Here is an 18,942-nt window from a genome sequence, read left to right on the forward strand (position 1 = left end):
CCGTACCCCCCCGTGGGGCCCCCCCAGATCACCCCCTCCCGGTCTCTCAAAAAACCCCGGCCGCCCGGGGGCACCCCCCCGGGGGTCGGGGGGCCCCCGCCCCCCGCCCGCCCCCCCCCTTCCCCGTGCGGCGTCGCGATTGCCCGTACGGGGTCGCGATTTCCGTGCGGCGTCGAGAGGCCCTTGCGGGGTCGAGAGGCCCGTGCGGGGTCGAGAGGCCCGTGCGGGGTCGCGAATGTGCCCCGTCACACGTCGACGGGCTCCCCGCTCCTGTCCGGCGCCGACTCCTCGACCACGCGGGCCAGTCGGCCCAGCATGCGCCGGTGGCGCAGCTGGAGCAGGGCGTCCAGGGCGCCGTTGTGCAGCGCGCCGCCCACCCCGCGCAGCGGGTGCTCGTCCATGATCACCAGCGTGTCGTCACCCCACGGACGGATGTCGAGGGCGATGCGTGCGGTACCCAGCGGCCCGCTGTGCGCCTCCAGTTCCAGGGCCCGTGGCGGATCGTGGCGGCGCACCACGGTGAACCCCTCGAACTCCTTGGGGCCCAGCCGCACGGTGTACCGCAGTGTGGACCCGGGCTTGGGCCAGTCGCCCCCGCCGGGCTCGGTGGAGTGCGTGCCGACCACCCACTCGTGGTAACGCGTCTCCTCCCGGAGTACCGCCCACAGGGCTTGGGGCGGGCGGCGGATGAGCTGGTGCCGTACTGCCATGGCTCTCCTCCAGGCGTCGTTGCCGGATGTCCGATCGCGTGATCACTTCTGATCCTCGCGCAGATGCCGGGTGACCGCCTGCGGACGGTTTACACCTGGGCGGTGCCACCTCGCACCTGGGCAGGGCCGAGCAGTCGGCGCATCGTCTCCGCCGCCGCCACCGAAGCGGTCGCACAGCAGTTGTTGAACAGGACGTGGACCTGGCGGGCCCGCGCGGCGAGCGCCTCGACGCGCGGCACCCAGGGCGCCAGCTCGGCCTCCGTGTAGTCGTGCCGGTAGCTGTCCTCCTTGCTGCCGCTTCCCCACTGCGGGCTGCGCCCGTGGAAGCGGACGACCGCCAGCTCGTCGGCCGTGGCCTCCGCGACCGGGGGCAGCGATCCCGGCAGGCCCTGCGCGGTGTCCACGGCGACCAGCGGCAGGCCGCGCTCCGTCAGGAAGCCGACCGTGTCGGCCAGCCGCTCGGGCCGGTACCAGCCGGGGTGGCGGAACTCCACGCCGATCGGGACCCCGGCCCGCTCCCGGCACTCCTCCAGATAGGCCCTGGTGCGGGCCTCCGGGCCGAACCACGGCGAGAACTGGAACAGCACACTGCCCAGCTTCCCGCAGCGGCGCGAGCCCCGCGCGGAACAGCCGCCACAACTCCTCGAACGCGTCCGGCGGCAGGTCGCGCCGACGCACCCGGGTCCTGCCTCCCGCCACGTGCCGCAGCTCGGGCGGCAGCGCCGCCGTGCGGGCGCTGTGGCCGGTGAAAAGGGCGAACGCCTTCACGTCGAACACGAAGCCGTCCGGCGTGCGGTCGGCCCACAGCCGGGCGACGCGTTCGGTGGGCAGCGCGTAGAAGCCGCTGTCCACCTCGACGACCGGGAACCGGGACGCGTAGTGCCGCAGCCGTCCCTCGGCCCCTCGGGAACCCGGCGGGTACCAGCCGCTGGAAACCAGCGCGGGGTCGGTCCAGGAACAGGCACCGACAAGTATGTTCGCGGCAGTGATGACGCCTCCAGGGTCGGTTCGCGGGCGCCGGCTCACTGCTCCGGTGCGGTACGGGGTGCGAGGGGCTTGGTCGCGGGTCCCTGGAGGACCGTGCCGTCCGTCGCGAAGCGTGAGCCGTGGCACGGGCACTCCCACGCCGTCTCGGCCGCGTTGAAGGCGACCAGGCAGCCCAGGTGGGTGCAGCGGGCCGACACCGCGTGGGCGGCGCCGGACTCGTCGCGGTAGACGGCGCAGCGGCTGCCGTCCAGCCGCACCACCGCTCCGGTTCCCGGAGCGATCTCACCGACCGAGTCGACGTGCGTGGTGGCGAGCCGGTCGCCCACGAAGTGGCGTGCCACCTCGGCCTGTTGCTTGAGCAGGGCCGGGGCCTCGCGTACCGCGCTCCACAGCCGGCGCGGATCGTACAGGCCCGTCCACGGCGGCTCCTCCCCGTGCAGCAGCCGGGCCAGGAGCTGCCCCGCCAGGGCGCCGCCGCTCATGCCCCAGCCGCCGAAACCGGTGGCGACGTAGGTGTGCCGGGCGCCGGGGTGGTAGCGGCCGATCATCGGGACGGTGTCACTGACGTCGTTGTCCTGCGCAGCCCACCGGAACGCGGTGTCGCCGACCGGGAAGTGGTCGTGCATCCAGGCGTCGAGGCGCGCGAAGCCGGCCGCCGCGTCGCCCTCGCCAGGGGTGAACCCCTCGCCTGTCACGATCAGGAGCCTGCCGTCGCCGTACGGGGCGGTGCGCACGGACCGCTTCCCGCCGTCCTCCGTGAGGTACATCCCCTGCGGGTCCTGCGCGGCGGGCAGCGGCGCGGCGACGACGAGTTCGCGGCGGGGGGAGAGCCGGGCGAACAGCATGGCCCGGTCGAAGACCGGGTAGTGCGTGGCGACGACCACGTCCCGGGCGGTCACGGTGTGCCCCGACTCGGTGGTCACCCGGCACGGCGTGCCCTCGTGCAGCCCGGTCACCCGGGTGCGCTCGTGGATCACACCGCCGCGGGAGCGCAGGTCCTCCGCCAGGGCGAGCAGATAGGCACGCGGGTGGAACTGGGCCTGCCCCTCGACCCGTACCGCCCCCGCCACGTCGAACGGCAGCCCGGTCTCCTCCACGTAGTCGGCCGCCAGCCCCGCCTCCCTGGCCGCGGCGGCCTCCGCCCGCAGCGCGGCGCGGTTCTCGGGCAGGAGGGAGTACGTGTAGGCGGGCCTGCGCTCCCATCCGCAGTCGACGCCGAGTTCGTCGGCCACGGCGGCGATCCGCTCCACGGCGCCCTGCTGGGACCTGGCGTACAGCCGGGCCGCCTCGGGGCCTCGGGTGCTCAGGAGCCGGTCGTAGACCAGCCCGTGCAGGGCGGAGACCTTGGCGGTGGTGTGCCCGGTGACCCCGGCCGCGATGCGGTCGGCCTCCAGGACGACGACACGAAGGCCCGTGCGGACCAGTTCCCAGGCGGTGCTGAGCCCGGCGATGCCGCCGCCGACGACGACCACGTCCGTCTCCAGGTCGGCGCTGATCGCGGGGAGCCCGGTCGGCGGGCTGGTGGCCATCCAGTAGGACTCGTCGCGGCCGGGAAGCGGCCCGGATCCGGGGGTGCGAGGTGCGTTCATAGGGTCCGGGTTCCTCGATCCGCACGGAAGATGCTCACCGAACGGGTGACCCGGGGCAGGCGCGGACTCACCCGCGGGGCCGCAGGCCCTCCTCGGCGGGCGGCTCGCCGCCGATCCTGGTGAGGAGCTGCGCGCACAGCTCGCGGAGCTTGATGTTGCGATTCTGCGAGGCCGACCGCAGGGTGGCGAACGCCTGCTCCGCCGTGCAGCGCCGCTGCCCCATGACGAGGCCGATCGCCTGGTCGATGACCGCCCGGGTGGTGAGCGCCGTCTGGAGGTCGGCCGCGAACTCCTGCGCGTCGGCGATCCGCTGCGCGAGCGCGAGGGCGCCGGTGGCCTGGGCGGCGAGGGTGCGCAGCAGGGCCAGGTCCGCGTCCGCGAAGCCGTCCTCCTTGCCGGAGTAGAGGTTCAGCGCCCCGGCGGTGTGGGTGTGCGGGGCGATCGGCAGCGACAGGGACGAGCGGGTGCCGACGGCCAGGGCGTAGGAGGGGTACTCGCCCCATCGCTCCTCGACGACCATGTCAGGGACGCTGATCTCCTCCCCGGTGCGCAGGGCCGTCAGGCACGGGCCGTCGTCCTGGCCGTACTGCTTCTCGTCGAGGAGCGAAGCGGTGGCCCCGAGGCTCGCCACGGTCAGCGGGCGTCCCGCGCGTTCGAGTGTGATGCCGCAGCCGTCGGAGGCGGGGGTGTGCGAGGCGGCGCTGCGCGCCAGCGCGAGCAGGAACCCTTCCAGCGAGTCGGTCTCCAGCAGGAGTTCCAGCAGATCCACAATCCGCGGGCCGGTTTCGTCAGCCATGACCGTCCAACCTGGGCCGGTACGGCCCATTGGGTGCGGCGGGCGCACATGTGCAGTGTGCCTCCGCCAAGGGGGCGGGCCCCGGGCCCGCCGCGGGCCGGGGCCTTACGCCTCGGGGGCCGGGCCCCGGCCCGTGCGCGCGGACCCTGTGCCTCGGGGGCCGGACCCGGCCCGTGCGGGCGGGGCCCGGCCCCCGCAGGAGTCCGGGTGGTCCCGGCAGTCGGATCAGGTGCCGGGGGGCGGCAGTCCGGTCAGGTGCCGGGGGTTCCGGCAGTCCGGTCCGGTGCCGGGTGGTCCCGGCGGGCCGGTCAGGTGCCGGGCACACCCGGCAACCCGATCGGACGCCGGGTGGGCCGGGATCCGGTCAGATGCCGGGCGGGAACCGCTCCCACACCCGGTGTGCCGCGAGCAGCTCGGTGATCTGTTCCAGCACCGGTCCGCCCGACTCGCCCAGCACCACGCCGGGCGCCAGGTCCGGCACGCCCGCCGCTTCCAGGACGTGCAGCGCGCCGCCCCAGCCGCCGATCGCCTTGCCGTGCCGGTACGCCTCGGAGACCAGCAGCAGCACCCTCGGGTCGGTCGTCCCGGTGGCCTGCTCGTCCGCCTTGGCATCCCGTGCGCCGTACGCGTCGGCGCCCACGCGCGGCGTGCCGGCCAGCAGGACCGTGTCGAACTCGATCGAGCGCGCCGTGGCGTACGTCCGCTGGACCGGGACCGGTTCGCCGCTCCCGCCCTCCAGCTTGCCGCCCGTCGGCGCGATGACCAGCGGCACCATGCCGGCTTCCACGACGGCCTGTTGCAGCGTGCGCAGCTCGTCCAGGTCGCCGTCGCCCCCGGCCACGATGCCGACGATCCGGCCCGCGGTCGGCCACCGCTGCCCGAGCTGCGAGAGCGCCGGGCTCGGCTCGACCGTCGCGAGCGGCTCGGTCGGCTCCGGCGCCGGCAGACCCAGGCCCGTCGCCACCTGACCGCACAGCTCCGGGTCGATGTTGGCGAGTACCCGCAACGCCCTTTCCTTGACGGCCTGTTCGTAGCACTTGTTCAGCTCGAAGGTGTACGCGGCGATGATGTGCTCCTGCTCCACCGGCGTCATGCTCAGCCAGAACCGCCTCGGCTGGCTGAAGTGGTCGTCGAAGGAGGCGGGGGCCTGGCGGACCTTGCGGCCTTCGGGAACCGCCACCGGCCGCTCGACGTAGGCCCCGACGTCCTCTCCGGCCATGAACGGGCAGCCGCCGTCGAGGGAGTTGGGCTGGTACGGCGCGACGCCGCTGTGCACGGCGGTCTGGTGCATGCCGTCGCGCAGCATGTCGTTGACCGGGGCGTGCGGGCGGTTGATGGGCAGCTGGCCGAAGTTGGGGCCGCCGAGCCGGGTGATCTGCGTGTCCAGGTACGAGAACAGGCGGCCGGTCAGGAGCGGGTCGTCGGTGATGTCGATGCCGGGCACGAGGTGGCCCGGGTGGAAGGCGACCTGTTCGGTCTCGGCGAAGTAGTTGGTCGGGTTCGCGTTGAGGGTGAGCAGGCCGACCGGCTGCACCGGCGCCAGCTCCTCGGGTACCAGGTTCGTGGGGTCGAGGAGGTCGATGCCCTCGAAGACCTGCTCCGGGTTGTCCGGAAAGACCTGGATGCCCAGCTCCCATTGCGGGTACGCGCCTGCTTCGATGGCGTCGGCGAGGTCGCGGCGGTGGAAGTCGGGGTCCATGCCCTGGGTGATCTGCGCCTCTTCCCAGACCTGCGAGTGCACGCCGAGCTTGGGCTTCCAGTGGAACTTCGCGAGGGTCGTCGATCCGTCGGCGGCGACCAGGCGGAAGGTGTGGACGCCGAAGCCTTCCATCATCCGGTAGGAGCGGGGGATGCCGCGGTCGGACATGTTCCACAGGGTGTGGTGGGTGGCTTCGGTGTGCAGGGTGACGAAGTCCCAGAAGGAGTCGTGGGCGCTCTGGGCCTGCGGGATCTCCCGGTCGGGGTGGGGCTTTCCGGCGTGGATGACGTCGGGGAACTTGATGGCGTCCTGGATGAAGAAGACCGGGATGTTGTTGCCGACGAGGTCGAAGGTGCCCTCGTCGGTGTAGAACTTCGTGGCGAAGCCGCGGGTGTCACGGACGGTGTCGGCGGAGCCGCGGGAGCCGAGCACGGTGGAGAAGCGTACGAAGACCTCGGTCTCGGCGTCCTTGGCGAGGAACGCGGCCTTGGTGATCTTCCCGGCGGTGCCGTAGCCCTGGAAGGTGCCGTGGGCTGCGGCGCCGCGGGCGTGCACGACGCGCTCCGGGATGCGTTCGTGGTCGAAGTGGGTGATCTTCTCGCGCAGGTGGTGGTCCTGGAGCAGGGTTGGGCCGCGCTCGCCGGCCTTGAGGGAGTGGTCGGTGTCGTACAGGCGGGCGCCCTGCGCGGTGGTCAGGTACGCGTCCCGTTGCGCCACCACTTCCTGGTCCACCCCGGTGGGCTCACCGGTGGGGCTCACCGTGGCCGGACCGCGCTGGTCCGGCTTGGGCGGCAGCGGGGGGCGCACCTCGGTGGGCTCGTCCACCTGGGGCGGCTCGGGGGCGGGACGGCCGGGGATCGGCTTGCCGCCGGTGCTCGCGTGGGACTTGTCCATCTCGATCCTTCCAGTGGGTTGCCCGGCCGCCCGTGTGGACCGGGAGTCGTCAGGTGCAGACCGGGTGACCAGCCTTGAGGTTCATAAACCAGTCTTGAGGTTCACAAACCGGACTCTTCATTCACGCCGTCGCGGCTAAGGAGTGGTCCCCATTCCTGTCGTCGCCTCGCCGGCCCGGCCGCCCGGCACCCGGGGCGCCAGCGGTGGAGTGGGGCCCCCGCTGCCGTCCCGCAGTCCGGACAGGAACTCCTCCAGCACCTTGACCGACGAATGCCGGGGCCGCCAGTCCAGCTCCTCCCGGGCCCGGGTGCAGTCCATCAGCGGCATTCGCAGCACCGCGTCGAACAGGTGCGGGGAGGCGGGCAGCAGCCGGGCGCCCCAGCCGGCGGCCAGCGCACCGCGCGCCAGGGCCCGCGGTGTCCGTACCGCCCGCGCGCCGAACATCTCCGCCAGCACCTTCGCGTCCACCGGCGGATCCGCCGCCAGGTTGAACGCGCCCCGCACCTCCCGCAGCACCGCGAGCCGGTACGCCTGCGCCGCGTCGTCGGTGTGCAGGGCCTGCACCCGCAACCCCGGCACGTCGGGCACGACGGGCAGTGCGTGCGGGCGTACGAGGCGGTTCGGCAGCAACGGTCCCGCGAACAGCCTGCGTTGCTCGGCCGCCGACTCGCGCTTGAACAGGAAGGCGGGGCGCATCCGCACCACCCGCTGCTCGGGGCAACGTAGTTCGTGCAGGTCGAGGATCCGCTCCAGATACGCCTTCTCCCGGCAGTACGCCGCGTCCGGCCAGCCGTGCGTCGGCCAACTCTCCGGCACGGGGCGGTCCTTGGGGCCGGGGGAGTACGCACCGACCGACGAGGCATGGATCAGCGCCGGGACCCGCGCGCGGGCCGCCGCCTCGAAGACCCGGAGGCTGCCCAGGACATTGGTGCGCCAGGTGACCTCGGGCTTGTGGGTGGGCTGGAACAGCCAGGCGAGATGGATCACCGCGTCCGCGCCGTCGAACACCTTCGCCAGCGCGTCCACGGACGCCGGATGCTTGTCCGGATCACCGGCCGCGCCGAGGTCGAGCTCGGTCCAGGTGGTCCCGGCCGGGGTGCCGTCCGGGATCCGGCGGGCGATCCCGTGGACGGATCCGATCTCCGGATCCGCCGCCAGGGCCCGCAGGACGCTCGTCCCCACGTTGCCCGTCGCCCCCGTGATCACTACGCGTTTGCTCATGCCGCGGTACCTCCGGTGGATGACACGACGCGGACGGTCCGCAGCTGGGGGTCGGTGGCGTCGGGGATGTTCATGCCCGCGTCGACGCCGGTACGCAGATAGCCCAGGACCGGTTCGGTGAGGCGTTCGCCGGGCAGCACGACCGGGATGCCGGGCGGGTAGGGGGTCATCATCTCCGCGGCCACACGGCCCGCCGCCTCGGCCAGGGGGACGTCCTCGGTGGCGGCGAAGAAGGCGTCCCTGGGCAGGACCGCCTGCTCCATCCGCAGCTCGGCGGGGGAGGGCACCGCCACCGTGACCCCGCCACTGACCTCGTCCCGGTGGCGGGCGAGGTCACGCAACGCGTCCAACAGCCGTGCGACGGTGGTGGCGTCGTCCGCGTGGCTGATCTGGGCACTGATCCTGCGGTGGTCGAAGAGGTGCATGTCGACCTGGTGGTGCGCGCGCAGCCAGTCCGCCGCCCGGTAACCCGAGACACCCAGCTCCGAGAGGTCCACCACCACGGGAAGCGGATCGAACCCCGCGGCGCCGTCAGGAGCGCAGAAGTCCTTCTCGTCGTTCACATGCATGCCGTCGATCGCCTCGATCGACTCCCGCGCCGTCGCCGCGAGTTCCAGCGCGTGGGACATCAACCTCTCGCCGTGCAGCACCATCTGCCGACGCCAGCCGTCGATTCCCGCGTACAGCAGTACGGAGGGGCTGGTGGTGCCGAGCAGGTCGGCGCGCAGCGCGAGCGCGGCGGGATCGACGAGGTCACCCTGGAGGTGGAACACCGAACCCTGTTCCAGGCCGCTGCCCATCTTGTGGATGCTGGTGACGCAGATGTCGGCGCCCGCGTCCATCGCCCAGGACGGCAGGTCGGGGTGGAAGGGCAGGTGCGCACCCCACGCCTCGTCGACGATCAGCGGTCGGCCCCGGCGGTGGCACACCTCGGCGACGGCCTGCAGATCCGCGGCCACGCCGTAAGGGGTCGGGCTGGTGACGAGGGCGCCCTTGGCGTCGGGGTGCTCGGCGAAGGCCTTCTCGTACGCCTCGGCGGTCGGCGGGTGCGCGAGATGGAGCGCGTGGTCCCAGCGGGGGTCGATCCAGACCGGCTCGATGCCGCACAGGATCAGACCCGCCACCACCGACTTGTGGGCGTCCCTGCTCACCAGCAGCTTCTCGTGCGGCGCCGCCACGGTGAGCATCGCCGCCTTGACCGACAGCGAGCTGCCGCAGGTGGAGAAGAAGGTGTGGTCGGCCCGTACGGCGTCGGCCATCAGCACCTCGGCGCGCTCCAGCACCCGGCCCCGGCCGCGCCGGTCGTCCAGCCCGCCGCTGGCCAGCACGTCACCGAAGAACACCGCGTCACCGAGGACCTTGCGCACCTCCGGGTCCGCGCCGCGCGCCTGCTTGTGGCCCGGTGGGGTGAACGCCAGCTCGTCCCGCTCGTGGTACGCCGCGAGGGCCTCCAGAACGGGGGCCTCGTGGTGGCCCGGGGTGTCGTCGTGGTCTGGCTGCATGTGCCTCTCCTCTGGGGCGCGGCTTCCGGGCCTGCTCTCCGGGGCCGGCGAAGAAGGCACTGGACAGCAGTCTGCCGTCGACCGGGCGTCGTCGCCCGGCCGACTGCCGCCGCGCGGGTGGTGGTCACGGGATCCGGGCCCTGTGGACGCGCTGTTCCGCTCTACGGGACGGCGGGTGCCCAGGCACGTACCGGACTAACGTCTTCGGTACGGGTCCACCGCCTTCGAGCCGATTGGCCCCGGTTCGTCACCGGTGGGTGTGACCGCCCACCGCGTGGGCACGCGGAGCACGGACGCCGCCGCGTGCCCACGTACGGCGGGCGAAGAACCGAACGATTTCCACCACCGGGAGATGACCGAGCGATGAGCAGCGAACGCGGCGACGACGTCTACCAGCCCGACGACTCCTCCGAGGAGGCGCCGGCGGACTCCGGTGTGCTCGACCCCGAGGACACCCTCAACGACCGCGAGGCCGACCCGTACGACGAGGGCTGGTCCCCGCCGGAGAAGCCGCGCGGTGTGGAACACACCGGGACCACCGCACAGGAGCAGCGGGAGGGCGAGACGCTGGACGAGCGGCTCGCCGAGGAGGTCCCCGACCCGTCGCTAGAGGTGCCCGACGACCCGGCGGACGACGGCCTCGGCGATCTGCCGGGCGGTGACGGCGAACTCGTCGACGACGAGGTGGGGGACGCGCGCGCGGGCCGTCTGGTGGCTTTGGACGAAGGCGCCCACGAGGACACCGAGAAGGACCTGCTGGCCTCCGACGTGGGTGTCGACGGGGCGGCGGCCTCCGCGGAGGAAGCCGCGATGCACGTCGTGCCCGACGACGAATGAGGTGCGGACGGGCGTGAGCCCGCGCGCCAGGGCCCTCGCCGGTCACCCGGTCGGCGCAGTCCGCGGGGGTGAGCGCTGAACCCGGGCCGTGGTCGTGCGGCCGGTCCCAGAGAGGTGGCCGCGCCCGTGCGGCCGGTTCGACAGACGTGTGAGAGGCGAGGCATGACGATCTACGGCTACTTCCTGTCCTCCGAGGAGTTCACCCCGGCCGAACTGCTCTCCCAGGCCCGCGCCGCCGAGCAGGCGGGGTTCCAGGCGCTGGCGATCTCCGACCACTTCCACCCGTGGAACGGCGAGCAGGGGCAGAGCCCCTTCGTCTGGTCCATGATCGGAGCCCTTTCGCAGGTCACCTCGCTGCCGGTCACGACGTTCGTCACCTGCCCGACCGTGCGTATGCACCCCGCGGTCAACGCGCAGGCCGCGGCCACGGCCGCGGTGCTGACCGGCGGACGCTTCCGGTTCGGGCTCGGTACGGGTGAGGCGCTCAACGAGCACATCCTCGGCGACCCCTGGCCCGAGGCCCCCGAGCGGATGGAGATGCTGGAGGAGGCCGTGCAGGTGATGCGCCGGCTGTTCACCGGCGACCAGATCACCCATCGCGGCGCGCACTACACGGTGCAGAACGCCCGGCTCTACACCCTGCCCGAGGAGCCGCCGCCGCTCTACGTGTCCGGGTTCGGCCCGCAGGCGGCCGCGCTGGCCGGGCGGGTCGGCGACGGCTTCGTGACGATGAGCCCGGACGCGGACCTGGTGGGCCAGTTCCGCCGCTCAGGTGGCGGGCAGAAGCCCGTCCTGGGCGGGCTCAAGGTCTGCTGGGGCACCGACAGGGCCCAGGCGGTCAGGACCGCGCACCGGCTGTGGCCCAACGAGCAGTTGCCGGGTGAACTGCCCCAGGTCCTGCCGACACCCGCCCACTTCGAGCAGGCCTCGCAGCTGGTCACCGAGGAGATGGTGGCGGACGCCGTGGTCTGCGGCGACGACGAGGACGCCCACTTCGACGCGGTGAACGCGTTCGGCGCCGCCGGTTTCGACGAGGTCTACATCAACCAGATTGGCCCCGACCAGCAGGGCTTCTTCGACTTCTACCGCTCCCGGCTGCTGCCCCGGCTGCACGGCGAGGACAACCGCAGCTGAGCCCACCCCCGCGACGACGAAAGGTCTCCCCATGACGCAGAAGGTTTCCGACCACATCCTCGAACGGCTTCGGGAGTGGGACGTCGAACACGTCTTCGGCTACGCGGGTGACGGCATCAACGGCCTCCTCGCCGCCTGGGGACGGGCCGACAACAAGCCCGAGTTCATCCAGTCCCGCCACGAGGAGATGTCCGCGCTGGAGGCGGTGGGTTACGCCAAGTTCTCCGGCCGGGCGGGCGTCTGCGTGGCCACCTCGGGCCCCGGCGCCATCCACCTCCTCAACGGTCTGTACGACGCCAAGCTGGACCACGTGCCCGTGGTGGCGATCGTCGGGCAGACCGACCGCAGCGCCATGGGCGGCTCGTACCAGCAGGAGGTCGACCTGCTGAGCCTCTTCAAGGACGTGGCCTCCGACTTCTGCGAGATGGTGACCGTCCCCGAGCAGCTTCCCGGCGTCATCGACCGCGCCTTCAGGACGGCCTACGCCCGCCGCTCCGTCACCGCGGTCATCGTCCCGGCCGACGTGCAGGAACTCGACTACACACCGCCCACCCACGCCTTCAAGATGGTCCCCTCCAGCCTCGGCATGTCCTCCTACGCGCCGGTCCCGGCGGACGAGGACCTCCGCAGGGCGGCCGAGATCCTCAACGCGGGCGAGAAGGTCGCCGTGCTCGTCGGCCAGGGGGCGCGCGGCGCCCGCGCCGAGGTGAAGCAGCTCGCCGACGTGCTGGGCGCGGGCGTCGCGAAGGCGCTCCTCGGCAAGGACGCGCTGCCCGACGACCTCCCGTACGTCACCGGATCCATCGGACTGCTCGGCACCCGGCCCTCGTACGAGCTGATGCGGGACTGCGACACCCTCCTGGTGATCGGGTCCAGTTTCCCCTACAGCCAGTTCCTCCCCGAGTTCGACCAGGCCCGCGCGGTACAGATCGACATCGACCCGCACATGATCGGGCTGCGGTACCCCTTCGAGCTGAACCTCGTCGGCGACTCCCGCGCCACGCTGACCCGGCTGCTGCCGCTGCTGGAGCGCAAGCAGCACGGCAAGTGGCGCCGGAAGATCGAGAAGGACACCGCCCGCTGGTGGGAGGTGATGGAGCGGCGGGCCGCCGTCGACGCCGACCCGGTCAATCCCGAGTACGTCGTCCACGCCCTCGACGCCCTGCTGCCCGAGGACGCGATCATCGCCGCGGACTCCGGCTCGGCGGCCAACTGGTACGCCCGGCACCTGCGGCTGCGCGGCTCCATGCGCGGCTCCCTCTCGGGCACCCTGGCCACCATGGGCCCCGGCGTCCCGTACGTCATCGGGGCGAAGTTCGCCCACCCGGGGCGGCCCGCGATCGCGCTGGTCGGGGACGGCGCGATGCAGATGAACGGCATGGCCGAGCTGATCACCGCCGCCAAGTACTGGCAGCAGTGGGAGAACCCGCGACTGGTCGTGGCCGTCCTCAACAACGGCGACCTCAACCAGGTCACCTGGGAGATGCGCGCGATGTCGGGGGCCCCGCAGTTCCTGCCCTCCCAGTCGCTTCCCGACGTGCCGTACGCGGACTTCGCGCGTTCGATCGGCCTGGACGGCCTGCGGGTCGAGAAGCCGGGCGACGTGGAGAACGCCTGGCGCCGGGCGCTCACGGCGGACCGGCCCTTCGTCCTCGACTTCCGCACCGACCCCGCCGTGCCGCCCGTCCCGCCGCACGCCACGCTCGACCAGATCGAGGCTGCGGCCACCGCGATCCTCAAGGGCGACAGCGACCGCGCGAACGTGGTGAAGCAGGGGCTCAAGGCCAAGGTGCAGGAGATGCTGCCGGGTGGCCGCAAGGACACCTGATCCCGAAGCCCGGTGCGTACGAACAGGGCCGTACGCACGGGGGACATGGCGACGCAGGCCCTTTGCTGTACGTATGTCCTAGGTGGCCCTGCACCACGTGTCGGTGGTCCGGTCGTGCCTGACGAGGCCGCGGGCGGCGAACTCCCGCAGCCAGCCCTCCATCGGCCAGGTGCCCCAACGGCTCCTGAAGAGGGCGCCGTTGCGGAGGATGTCGTCAAGATGCTCGATCGGCGGGCGGCTCACCGGGTGGTGCTGGTGGTAGGCGGGCGCCCCGCCGACCCACCAGACGTCTACGCCGGCGGCCGCCGCCTGGAGTGCGAAGTCGGTGTCCTCGCCGCCGTACCCGGTGTACTCCTCGCAGAAGCCGCCGATGTCCTGCCAGGTGCGGGCGGTCAGCGCGAAGGACAGTGACCAGAAGAGCCGGTGTTCGCCGCCCCGCAGCACTTCGCGGTCCCCGGGCACCGGCCGCCCCGGGTGGGGCGGCGCCAGGTCGGGCAGGTCCGCGAGGCGGTAGCCGTCCGGCGGCGGAGGCGGCAGGTAGGCGACCGTGCCGCAGAGCAGGGCGCCGTCCGCCGCTGTCCGCGCGTAGCGGGCGAGCAGGTTCCCGCCCGGGACGCAGTCCACGTCGAGGAAGACCAGCAGCTCGGCGCCGGCCGCCACGGCCCGGCGGGCGCCCTCGTTGCGGGCGGCCGCGAGCGGCATGCGCCCCTGCCCGTCCAGGGCCACCGGCACCGTCTTCGCGGCGGGCCGCCCGTCGGCGACGGCGGCCCCCGCCGCCTCGTCACCCATGGTCACGACGATGTAGTGGTCCGGGGCGCGGGTGCCGGCCGCCAGCCCGGCCTGCTGGAGCCGCAGATGGCGGTGGCGGCCCGCCACCAGGGTGATCACCGCGAGTTTCATGCCGGCTGCCGCCGCGGTGCGCGGGCCGCCAGCCGGTCGAGCGTGTCCGCCGCGCGCTGCGCACCGTCGCCGGGAGCCCACCGGGCCCATCCGTCGGCGCACCCGTGCCGCGCCGTGCCGTCCAGCAGCCCCGCCCACTCCTCGGGCGCGGGCCAGGAGGCGCGTACGGTCGCCAGCCGGCCTGCCCGCAGTGCCAGACCGGTCGCCCGCTGCTCGCCGTGCGGCCGGTCCTGCGGGACCACGACGGTGGGGACACGTGCGGCGGCGCACTCCGCGACGGCGTTCTGGCCGCCGTGCGTGACCACCACGTCCGCACGGCACAGGACGGGCCACGGATCCTCGACCCACGGCCGGTCGGGTCCGCCAAGGAAGGTCCACGACCAGCCGGGAGTACGGGCCGCCGCCAGCCGGAAGTCGACGTCGTCGACGCCCGCGCCGCCGGCCCCCAGCATGACGACGACCTCGCGGGCGCCGTCGGCGCGGGCCGTCCGTACGCGGGGCCGCCCGTCGTACCGCGAGAACGCCCCCGTGTGGACCGCCTTCTCCCGCCAGCCACGTGGCCAGTGGGGTTCCGGGAGAGCCGCGGGCCAGGGCGCGAGCAGGGCGTCGGCCACGTCGTAGCCCAGCCGGTGCGCCGGGTCCGAGCGGTCGCCACGCATCGCCGCGGCCACGACGGGCACGCCCATGAGCCGTGCCAGCAGGGTCACTTCGACGGAGACGTCGCTGACGAAGAGCGCGGGCCTGGCCCGTGCGATCCAGTCGGCGACGGTCCCCATCCGGTCCCTGAGGCCGGGGTGGTGGCGCGGGACCCAGTGCAGTCTGCCGCCCGCCGTCGGGTCCACGGCCTGCGCCGCACCCGGGCCGGGATCGGCGCCACCGGCGTCCATCGGCAGCAGGACCCAGTCCCCCGTCCAGCCGTCGGGCCGGGGCAGGGAGGAGAAACCGGTGACGGGGCCGCGCAGATGGCGGGCCACGCACACGGCGCGGTGCAGATGGCCGCGGCCCTGGTGGTGCACGTAGTAGCCGATCATGCCGCGAGTTCCTGGTAGAGGGCGGTGTAGCCGTCGGTCATGGCGTCCAGCGCGCAGAATCCGACGGCGCGGGCCCGTGCCGCACGCCGGTCCAGCCGTGTCGTGTCCTCGACGAGCCGCGCCAGGGCGTCGATGTCGTCCGGCGGGGCCAGCAGCCCGCAGTCCGGGGTGAGGATCTCGCCCAGGGCGCCCCGGTCGAAGCCGCACACCGGAGTGCCGCAGGACAGCGCCTCCGCGACGACCAGCCCGTACGGTTCGTCCCAGCGGGGCGTCACCAGGGCCGCCGCCGACGTACCGACCAGCGTCGCCAGTGCGCTCCGGTCGAGGTGGCCGACGTAACGGATGTCCTCGTCGAGCAGTGGGGCCAGTCGCGTCTCGAAGTACTCCCGGTCGCCGACGGGTCCCGCCAGGCGCAGTGAACGGCCGGCCCTGCGGGCGGCTTCCGCGGCGAGGTGGGGGCCCTTCTCCGGCACGATGCGCCCGAACCAGACCAGGTGCGGGCCGCCGGGACCGACGGGCCAGCGGTCGGTGTCGACGCCGTTGCGGATCACCCTGGCCCCGGTCACCAGCGGCTGCCAGGCCGCGGCCGTGCTCTCGCTGACGGCGGTGAAGGTCACCGTGCGGGGGCCGTGCGTCTGGATGGCCGACTCCAGCCAGGGCGTGGGCGGGGTGTGCAGGGTCGTCACCATCGGCACCCGTACGGCGGGGGCCATCGCGACCGGCAGGTAGTGCAGGCTGTTGTTGTGCACGACGTCGAAGCCGCGTCCGCCGTCCCCCGCCAGGTCCAGCATCAGCCGCAGGTAGGCGTGGTGGTCGTCCATCCAGCTCGCGTCCGGCATGCTGACGTCCGACCGGGCCGCGGCGCTCAGCGAAGGCCTGTGGACCGCGATCTCCGTGACGTCCAGCTCGGGGTCGGAGCCGGGGGCCGCGAAGAGGTCCACCCGGTGGCCGCGCGAGCGCAGGGCACGGGCGAGCGTCCAGGTGTGCGCCTCCAGACCTCCGGCGAACGGTTCCCCGATGGGGAAGCGGGCGGACGCGATCAGCGCGATGCGCAGCGGTCTGCTCATCCCAGGAGCTCCGCGTAGATCGTGCGGTGAGCGGCAGCCACGGCGGCGCGCTCGGCTGCCCGGTCCTGCGCCGCGGCACGCCACTGCGGACGCGTCCGGTACGCCTCCCGCACGGCGGCCCGCAGGGAGCCCTCGTGCAGGCCGTCGCGCCCGGTGTGGCCGTAGGACAGGCACGGCCGCTGTTCGGCGTAGTAGCCGCAGGTGGGGGCGGCCACGGCGGTACCGAGGTCGTGGCACGCCTCCAGCCAGCCGGAGTGCGTGCCGAACAGGTAGGGCAGCACGGACAGGTCCAAGGACGCGAGGTAGTCCCAGAGCTGGTCGTCGTCGAAGTAGTCGTGCACCTTCAGGCGCAACCGCCCGGCGTCGGCCAGCGAGCGGAGCTGGGCCAGCACGTCCGGCGCGTAGGCGTGCGCGTCCGGGTCGCCCACCTCGCGGTGGACGTTCACCCGGAGTTCCGCGCCCGGCAGGTCGGCCACGGTGTCCGCGAGGGTGCGGACGACCGGCAGGAGGGCCATGTTCGGGCGCAGGCTCTTGGCGTGCACGCCCACCCGGAAGCCGTCGTGCCGGGGACGGGCCCGGCTGAGCCGGGGCTCCTCGACGACGTGCGGGTGCGGCAGGACCGTCGACGTACGGCCCCAGCGGCGTGCGATCTCGGCGGCGGCGCCGGGGGTCAGGGTGACGAGGTGGTCGGCCGCCGGGACGAGGACGTCCAGCGCGGCGTTGTGCGGTGCGGGATCGGGCTGATGGGGATTGCGCAGGTCGTGCACGGTGTACACGAGCGGTTTGCGGTACTGGCGCAGGGCCCGGACGAGGGATTCCAGCTGCTGCGGCGACTGCGCGTCGAAACCGAAGTGCAGATGGAACACGTCGAAGTCACCGTGGTGCGCGTGCACCCATTCGGGGTCGAGCATGACCGGCGGCCACCAGCGCTGGGAGGTGCTGGGCGCACCGTTGGGACGCGGGTCCGGCAGCCGGACGACCCCGTCGGACCCCTGACCGTCCGAGCAGTGCCGTACGTAGACGTGTCCGGCGGGCACCGAGGCAACTCTGATCACATCTGAGACCGCGGTACCGCCGCCGCGGCGTTGGGCGGCGGCCGGGGTGTGGTGGTTCATCGTCGTGTCGCTCCTGCCTCACGCAGCGGTACGGGGATGCCGTCGCCGGTGTCCCCGTACCGCTGATCCACTCCGATTCGCTTTCCAGTTTGTACCGTTTTGCCATGCTCTGGGTACCCAGGCAAGCGGACTCCAAGCACGCCGTTTCGGAGCGGTGGTGAGGGGTGGGCCCGGGAGGATCGCAGTCGTCCGGCCGCGGTCAGACGGTCGCCGGAGCTGTCTGCCGGGCGTCCGTGCCGCGGCGGGGCCGGCTGCGGGGGGCGGGGCGCCAGGTGGCGACCAGGGCCACCGCGAGCAGCAGTTCGGCGATGTCTCCGCCGTAGTACATGATCTCCGCCCCGCCCCTCACCTGGTGGGCGGGGGAGGGGATGTCGACCAGGAAGCCGCCGTAGATCAGCTGCGAGATCACCGCGTGCGCCGCGATCGCCACCCCGAGGTGGACCAGCCTGGTCCGTACACCCGGACGGGAGGGGGCCGGGTCGGGGCCGGCGACGGCGTGGGCGAACAGGCAGCCGGACAGCAGGAAGTGCGCGTGCAGCAGCCAGTGGGCCGCCGGATCGGCCGTCACCGCCCGGAAGAGGGGGGTGAGGTAGAGCGCCGCGAGACTCCCCGTGGACAGCGCGAGCGCCACAGTGGGGTGGGCGATCACCCGGGCGGGCGGACTGTGCAGCACGGCCGTCAACTGCCGCCCCCGCGACGCGGGAAGAGTGCGCAGCAGGAGGGTGACAGGGGCCGCGAGGACGAGCGCGAGGGGCGCGTACATGCCGATGAGCATGTGCTGGACCATGTGGCCGCGGAAGTCCTCGTGCGCGAACGGCGCCACCGGCGGCAGCAGAGCCACGCCGAGCAGCGCCACGCCGGTCAGGAAGCCGGCGGTCCGCCACCGGCTCCAGCCCAGCGCCGGGTTACGGCGGCAGGCGCGGCGGACGAGCAGCAGGTACGCGCAGGCGACGGCCGCCAGGACGAGGGCGGGCAGCAGCACCTCCGCCGCACCGCCGCCCGCGGTGTGCCCCTCGTGGGCGGGCAGGTGGTGGTCCATCAGCCGCGCCGGCCCTCCCGGCGCGCCGCCGGGGCGGCCGGGTCGAAGGGGCCGCCGCTGCGCTGCAGCAGATAACCCCCGGCGACCAGCAGGGCGCCCAGGACCAGGAAACCGATGTCCCACCACACCTGGCCGGCTCCGGCGTACACGTGGTGGATGCCCAGGACGTGGTGGTCCAGGACCCCTTCGACCAGGTTGAACAGTCCCCAGCCGACGAGCACCCAGCCCCACAGCACGCGCGAGGTCCACACGCGCCGCCGGTGGTGGGTGACACGCGAGTACAGGACGGCGAGGCCGAGCAGGACCGCCAGCCAGCACACGGTGTGGAAGACGCCGTCCCACACCGTGTTCATCTCCAGCCCCGGGACGGTGCCCGGGTCGTAGTACTTCACCCCGATGCGGTCCTGGTCGGTGCTGGAGAGCATGTGGTGCCACTGGAGCAGCTGGTGCAGAAGGATGCCGTCGACGAACCCGCCCAGCCCCACCCCGAGCAGGATGCCCGGCAGTTGGATGCTCCTCACCCGTGAGGTGTCCGCCTGTGCTGCGCCTGTCGTGGTGGTCATGTCCGTCTCCCCGTTCCTGCTTCCGCCGCT

At 73.1% G+C, this 18,942-nt stretch carries 15 protein-coding genes and 1 pseudogene; 3 read left to right on the forward strand and 13 right to left on the reverse strand.

Annotated features, from left to right (window positions below):
• Positions 1-245 precede the first annotated feature (245 nt).
• The 7 genes and pseudogenes from ACIQM4_RS01875 to ACIQM4_RS01905 form a co-directional block, all read right to left on the reverse strand.
• Positions 246-710 (reverse strand): SRPBCC family protein, encoded by a 465-nt coding sequence (locus ACIQM4_RS01875; protein WP_401584589.1) that lies wholly within the window; start codon positions 708-710, stop codon positions 246-248.
• Positions 711-799: 89 nt separating this feature from the next.
• Positions 800-1,835, reverse strand: a pseudogene (locus ACIQM4_RS01880) (DUF72 domain-containing protein).
• Entirely contained in the window at positions 1,733-3,286 is a 1,554-nt protein-coding gene (locus ACIQM4_RS01885; RefSeq protein ID WP_401584591.1) for an FAD-dependent oxidoreductase, read from the reverse strand. The pseudogene ACIQM4_RS01880 and the gene ACIQM4_RS01885 overlap by 103 nt, the downstream one beginning before the upstream one ends.
• A 67-nt stretch (positions 3,287-3,353) precedes the next feature.
• Positions 3,354-4,082, reverse strand: coding sequence for an ANTAR domain-containing protein (locus ACIQM4_RS01890; RefSeq protein WP_401584593.1), 729 nt, complete (start codon positions 4,080-4,082; stop codon positions 3,354-3,356).
• Between the two features lie 364 nt (positions 4,083-4,446).
• Positions 4,447-6,675, reverse strand: coding sequence for a catalase (locus ACIQM4_RS01895; protein WP_401584596.1), 2,229 nt, complete (start codon positions 6,673-6,675; stop codon positions 4,447-4,449).
• A gap of 135 nt (positions 6,676-6,810) precedes the next feature.
• The gene (locus ACIQM4_RS01900) at positions 6,811-7,896 is read right to left on the reverse strand and encodes an NAD-dependent epimerase/dehydratase family protein (protein WP_401584599.1); all 1,086 of its coding nucleotides are present in this window, start codon (positions 7,894-7,896) and stop codon (positions 6,811-6,813) included.
• Positions 7,893-9,398: an aminotransferase class I/II-fold pyridoxal phosphate-dependent enzyme gene (locus tag ACIQM4_RS01905; RefSeq protein WP_401584602.1), complete on the reverse strand. Its 1,506-nt coding sequence runs from the start codon at positions 9,396-9,398 to the stop codon at positions 7,893-7,895. The genes ACIQM4_RS01900 and ACIQM4_RS01905 overlap by 4 nt, the downstream gene beginning before the upstream one ends.
• A 363-nt stretch (positions 9,399-9,761) precedes the next feature.
• On the opposite strand from ACIQM4_RS01905, the gene ACIQM4_RS01910 reads away from it, so the two are divergent.
• From ACIQM4_RS01910 to ACIQM4_RS01920, 3 genes are all read left to right on the forward strand, one after another.
• Complete coding sequence (locus tag ACIQM4_RS01910) at positions 9,762-10,235, forward strand: DUF5709 domain-containing protein (RefSeq protein ID WP_401584605.1); 474 nt, start codon at positions 9,762-9,764, stop codon at positions 10,233-10,235.
• A 162-nt stretch (positions 10,236-10,397) separates the two neighbouring features.
• The gene (locus ACIQM4_RS01915) at positions 10,398-11,369 is read left to right on the forward strand and encodes a TIGR03557 family F420-dependent LLM class oxidoreductase (RefSeq protein ID WP_401584608.1); all 972 of its coding nucleotides are present in this window, start codon (positions 10,398-10,400) and stop codon (positions 11,367-11,369) included.
• Between the two features lie 31 nt (positions 11,370-11,400).
• A complete protein-coding gene (locus tag ACIQM4_RS01920) occupies positions 11,401-13,197 on the forward strand; it encodes a thiamine pyrophosphate-requiring protein (RefSeq protein ID WP_401584611.1) in 1,797 nt (598 codons plus the stop codon).
• Between the two features lie 78 nt (positions 13,198-13,275).
• Here ACIQM4_RS01920 and ACIQM4_RS01925 read toward each other — a convergent pair whose 3' ends face one another.
• From ACIQM4_RS01925 to ACIQM4_RS01950, 6 genes are all read right to left on the reverse strand, one after another.
• Positions 13,276-14,097 carry a glycosyltransferase family 2 protein gene (locus tag ACIQM4_RS01925; protein ID WP_401584614.1) on the reverse strand — a complete coding sequence of 274 codons (822 nt, stop codon included), beginning with the start codon at positions 14,095-14,097 and terminating at the stop codon, positions 13,276-13,278.
• The gene (locus tag ACIQM4_RS01930) at positions 14,094-15,128 is read right to left on the reverse strand and encodes a glycosyltransferase (protein ID WP_401584617.1); all 1,035 of its coding nucleotides are present in this window, start codon (positions 15,126-15,128) and stop codon (positions 14,094-14,096) included. The genes ACIQM4_RS01925 and ACIQM4_RS01930 overlap by 4 nt, the downstream gene beginning before the upstream one ends.
• Entirely contained in the window at positions 15,125-16,195 is a 1,071-nt protein-coding gene (locus ACIQM4_RS01935; RefSeq protein ID WP_401584620.1) for a glycosyltransferase, read from the reverse strand. Before ACIQM4_RS01935 ends, ACIQM4_RS01930 begins: the two co-directional genes overlap by 4 nt.
• Positions 16,192-17,310: a glycosyltransferase gene (locus ACIQM4_RS01940; RefSeq protein WP_401584622.1), complete on the reverse strand. Its 1,119-nt coding sequence runs from the start codon at positions 17,308-17,310 to the stop codon at positions 16,192-16,194. Before ACIQM4_RS01940 ends, ACIQM4_RS01935 begins: the two co-directional genes overlap by 4 nt.
• A 199-nt stretch (positions 17,311-17,509) precedes the next feature.
• Entirely contained in the window at positions 17,510-18,349 is an 840-nt protein-coding gene (locus ACIQM4_RS01945; protein WP_401584625.1) for a cytochrome c oxidase assembly protein, read from the reverse strand.
• Positions 18,349-18,912, reverse strand: a complete 564-nt coding sequence (locus ACIQM4_RS01950; protein ID WP_401584628.1) for a DUF2243 domain-containing protein — start codon at positions 18,910-18,912, stop codon at positions 18,349-18,351. The genes ACIQM4_RS01945 and ACIQM4_RS01950 overlap by 1 nt, the downstream gene beginning before the upstream one ends.
• Positions 18,913-18,942 lie beyond the last annotated feature (30 nt).

It is taken from the genome of Streptomyces sp. NPDC091272 (genome assembly GCF_044757485.1).
Lineage (GTDB): Bacteria > Actinomycetota > Actinomycetes > Streptomycetales > Streptomycetaceae > Streptomyces.

Bases quoted from the DNA above. Each gene is read 5' to 3' on its own strand.
- ACIQM4_RS01875 (WP_401584589.1), bottom strand. From the start codon at position 710: ATGGCAGTACGGCACCAGCTCATCCGCCGCCCGCCCCAAGCCCTGTGG.
- ACIQM4_RS01885 (WP_401584591.1), bottom strand. From the start codon at position 3,286: ATGAACGCACCTCGCACCCCCGGATCCGGGCCGCTTCCCGGCCGCGAC.
- ACIQM4_RS01890 (WP_401584593.1), bottom strand. From the start codon at position 4,082: ATGGCTGACGAAACCGGCCCGCGGATTGTGGATCTGCTGGAACTCCTG.
- ACIQM4_RS01895 (WP_401584596.1), bottom strand. From the start codon at position 6,675: ATGGACAAGTCCCACGCGAGCACCGGCGGCAAGCCGATCCCCGGCCGT.
- ACIQM4_RS01900 (WP_401584599.1), bottom strand. From the start codon at position 7,896: ATGAGCAAACGCGTAGTGATCACGGGGGCGACGGGCAACGTGGGGACG.
- ACIQM4_RS01905 (WP_401584602.1), bottom strand. From the start codon at position 9,398: ATGCAGCCAGACCACGACGACACCCCGGGCCACCACGAGGCCCCCGTT.
- ACIQM4_RS01910 (WP_401584605.1), top strand. From the start codon at position 9,762: ATGAGCAGCGAACGCGGCGACGACGTCTACCAGCCCGACGACTCCTCC.
- ACIQM4_RS01915 (WP_401584608.1), top strand. From the start codon at position 10,398: ATGACGATCTACGGCTACTTCCTGTCCTCCGAGGAGTTCACCCCGGCC.
- ACIQM4_RS01920 (WP_401584611.1), top strand. From the start codon at position 11,401: ATGACGCAGAAGGTTTCCGACCACATCCTCGAACGGCTTCGGGAGTGG.
- ACIQM4_RS01925 (WP_401584614.1), bottom strand. From the start codon at position 14,097: ATGAAACTCGCGGTGATCACCCTGGTGGCGGGCCGCCACCGCCATCTG.
- ACIQM4_RS01930 (WP_401584617.1), bottom strand. From the start codon at position 15,128: ATGATCGGCTACTACGTGCACCACCAGGGCCGCGGCCATCTGCACCGC.
- ACIQM4_RS01935 (WP_401584620.1), bottom strand. From the start codon at position 16,195: ATGAGCAGACCGCTGCGCATCGCGCTGATCGCGTCCGCCCGCTTCCCC.
- ACIQM4_RS01940 (WP_401584622.1), bottom strand. From the start codon at position 17,310: ATGAACCACCACACCCCGGCCGCCGCCCAACGCCGCGGCGGCGGTACC.
- ACIQM4_RS01945 (WP_401584625.1), bottom strand. From the start codon at position 18,349: ATGGACCACCACCTGCCCGCCCACGAGGGGCACACCGCGGGCGGCGGT.
- ACIQM4_RS01950 (WP_401584628.1), bottom strand. From the start codon at position 18,912: ATGACCACCACGACAGGCGCAGCACAGGCGGACACCTCACGGGTGAGG.